Source organism: Trebonia sp., assembly GCF_049794275.1.
GTDB lineage: Bacteria > Actinomycetota > Actinomycetes > Streptosporangiales > Streptosporangiaceae > Trebonia.
Map to the genome: position 1 here is coordinate 1 of NZ_JBARCR010001022.1, position 2,440 is coordinate 2,440.

Here is a 2,440-nt window from a genome sequence, read left to right on the forward strand (position 1 = left end):
GCCGGGTGCGGGGCGCACGAACGCGGCGACCTGCTCTCCCCATGTCGCGTCGGGCACCCCGACCACGGCGACGTCGGCCACGGCAGGGTGCTCGAACAGGACCTGCTCGATCTCGCGCGGGTAGATGTTCTCGCCGCCGCGGATGATCATGTCCTTGAGTCGCCCGCTGATCTGGCAGTAACCGCGCTCGTCCATCGAGGCCAGGTCGCCGGTGTGCAGCCAGCCGTCGGCGTCGATGGCGGCGGCGGTCTTGCCGGGGTCGCGGAAGTAGCCGGTCATCACGTGATAGCCGCGGGTGCACAGCTCGCCGATCTTGCCGGGGGCGACAGTCTGGCCCGATGCGGGGTCGGTGATCTTCACCTCGGTCTGGGGCAGCGGCCGTCCCAGGGTGTGCGCCCGGTCCTCGGCGCTGTCTTGCGGCGATGTTTGCGTGATCACCGGCGACGCCTCGGTCTGCGCGAACACGATCGACAGCGGCGCGCCGAACGCGGCCTCTACGCGGCTGACCAGCGCGGGCGGCACGACAGCCCCGCCGGTGAGGAGCTGCCGGATCGAGGAGAGGTCCGTGGCGGCGAAACCGGGGTGGTCGAGCATGCCGATGAGCATCGTCGGCACGCCGAGCAGGGTCTGGGGCCGTTCGGCGGCGATGAGCTCGAGCATGAGGCCGGGGTCGAAGTACGGCGGGAGGATCAGCGTCCCGCGGGTGGCGACGGCGCCGAGCACGGACATCACGCACCCGGCGGTGTGGAACAGCGGCATGCCGCTGAGGTAGACGTTGCCGCGCCCAAGGCCCAGGCGGGCGGTGTAAAGCCGCGCGTTGTTGACGATCCCGCGGTGGTGGAGCACGGCGCCCTTGGGGAAGCCGGTCGTGCCGGAGGTGTACTGGATCTGCGCCGGGGCGTCCGGGCTCACCGCCGGCAGCGTCCGGTCCGCCGCGGCCTCGGCGCAGAACGCCTCCCAGTCCTCAAACGAGACCGCCTCCCGCAGCGCGGGCAGGGCGCCGCGCACCTGCTGCACCATCTCGGCCATCGGGCTTGCCCGGTAGGCAGGGACCAGGAAAATGCCGTCGGCCTGCGACTGGCCCAGCACGTAGGCCAGCTCCTGCGGCCGCAGGGCGGGGTTGACGGTCACGATCGTGATCCCGGCCAGGCCGGCGGCCAGCTCGAGGATCACCCACTCGGGAATGTTATTGGCCCACACCGCGACCCGGTCGCCAGGGGTGAAGCGGCCCAGCAGCGCGCAGGCCGCGCGCTCTGAGGCCTCCAGCAGCCCGGCGTAGCTCCAGCGCCGCCGGGCCGCCGGGTCCACCGCACCCTCTACCAGCGCCGTGGTGTCCGGCGCCTCCGCCGCCGCGTCGCGCAAAGCGTCCCCGACGGTCAGGCCCAGCACAGGCTGCGAGCGGTCGGCGGCCCAGTACGAGGCTGACAGCGCCATGATCCCCCCTGATACAACGTGATCCCGGACGCTGATGCCAGCCGACCAGCACCGGCGGCCGGGCTTTCTCCTGGCGATACTCCTCCCGGGCAAACGCGATCGCAAGACCAGTCAGCGGCCCGGCGCGCCCGCCAGCACCCGATGAACCCGGCCAGGTTCCCGAGCTACCCGGGGGCGTTGAAGCCCGTGAGTTCCTGTGAAGAACCCTCAGCCGTGATGAGGGAACTTGCCGATTACCTGGGAGGCGATGAAGATCGAGCAGGCCGGCAGGGCGGCCGCCGACGGCTTGCTGGCCAAGGCGGCAGGAAGGTCAGCACCGGCCAGGTCCTCCCCAGAATCCCGCTCACCGCGCCGAATCCGATGGTCATCACTGCCACGCTCGCGGGCAGCACGCGCACGGCGACCGTATCCGTGCCGGGTGGCCCGGGGCCGTCGACCATCGACCTGCCGGCGCCCGGCTGCTGGACACTGCACCTGAGGTGGTCCGGCCACACCGACGAGCTCAAGCTGCACTACGTGGCTTAGCGCGCCACGACGCCAGCCGCGCGGCAACCGTCCGGTGCTGCCAGCGGATGGCGGGCGTGCTGACCGCTGGTCACGGTCACGGCAGCAGGCGCACGGAACCCCTTGACGACTGTCGCTGTAGTAGTTACAAATTTACACATCTCGCCAACTTTTCAGTAGTAAGTTACTACCAATCCGACAACGGGAGGACACGGCGCGATGGGCATCCCCGAAACGGCGATCACGAGGCGCGGCGCATTGGCGGTGGGGGCAGGTGCGGTCATCGGTGGTCTCGGACTGAGCCGCACCGCTCAGGCCGCGCCGGAAAGCAAACCGGTCAAGCTGACCCCGGCACAGCTAGCCGGACAGCGCGTGATCTTCTCCTACCCGGGCCTCACCCCGCCGGCGAGCCTGCTCGACCAGATCAGCGCCGGGGAAGCCGGCGGGGTGATCTTCTTCGGCGAGAACATCACTAGCCTGTCCCAGATCGCCGCGGTCGTCG

Annotated in this window: 3 protein-coding genes; 2 read left to right on the forward strand and 1 reads right to left on the reverse strand. The window is 70.4% G+C overall.

Going from position 1 to position 2,440, the window contains the following annotated elements:
• A partial coding sequence (locus WA805_RS25705) for an AMP-binding protein (RefSeq protein WP_425243630.1) occupies positions 1–1,434 on the reverse strand: 1,434 nt, incomplete at its 3' end.
• Positions 1,435–1,650: 216 nt separating this feature from the next.
• On the opposite strand from WA805_RS25705, the gene WA805_RS25710 reads away from it, so the two are divergent.
• Entirely contained in the window at positions 1,651–1,959 is a 309-nt protein-coding gene (locus WA805_RS25710) for a hypothetical protein (RefSeq protein WP_424559749.1), read from the forward strand.
• A gap of 198 nt (positions 1,960–2,157) precedes the next feature.
• On the forward strand, positions 2,158–2,440 hold a 283-nt coding region (locus WA805_RS25715), incomplete at its 3' end, for a hypothetical protein (RefSeq protein ID WP_425243631.1).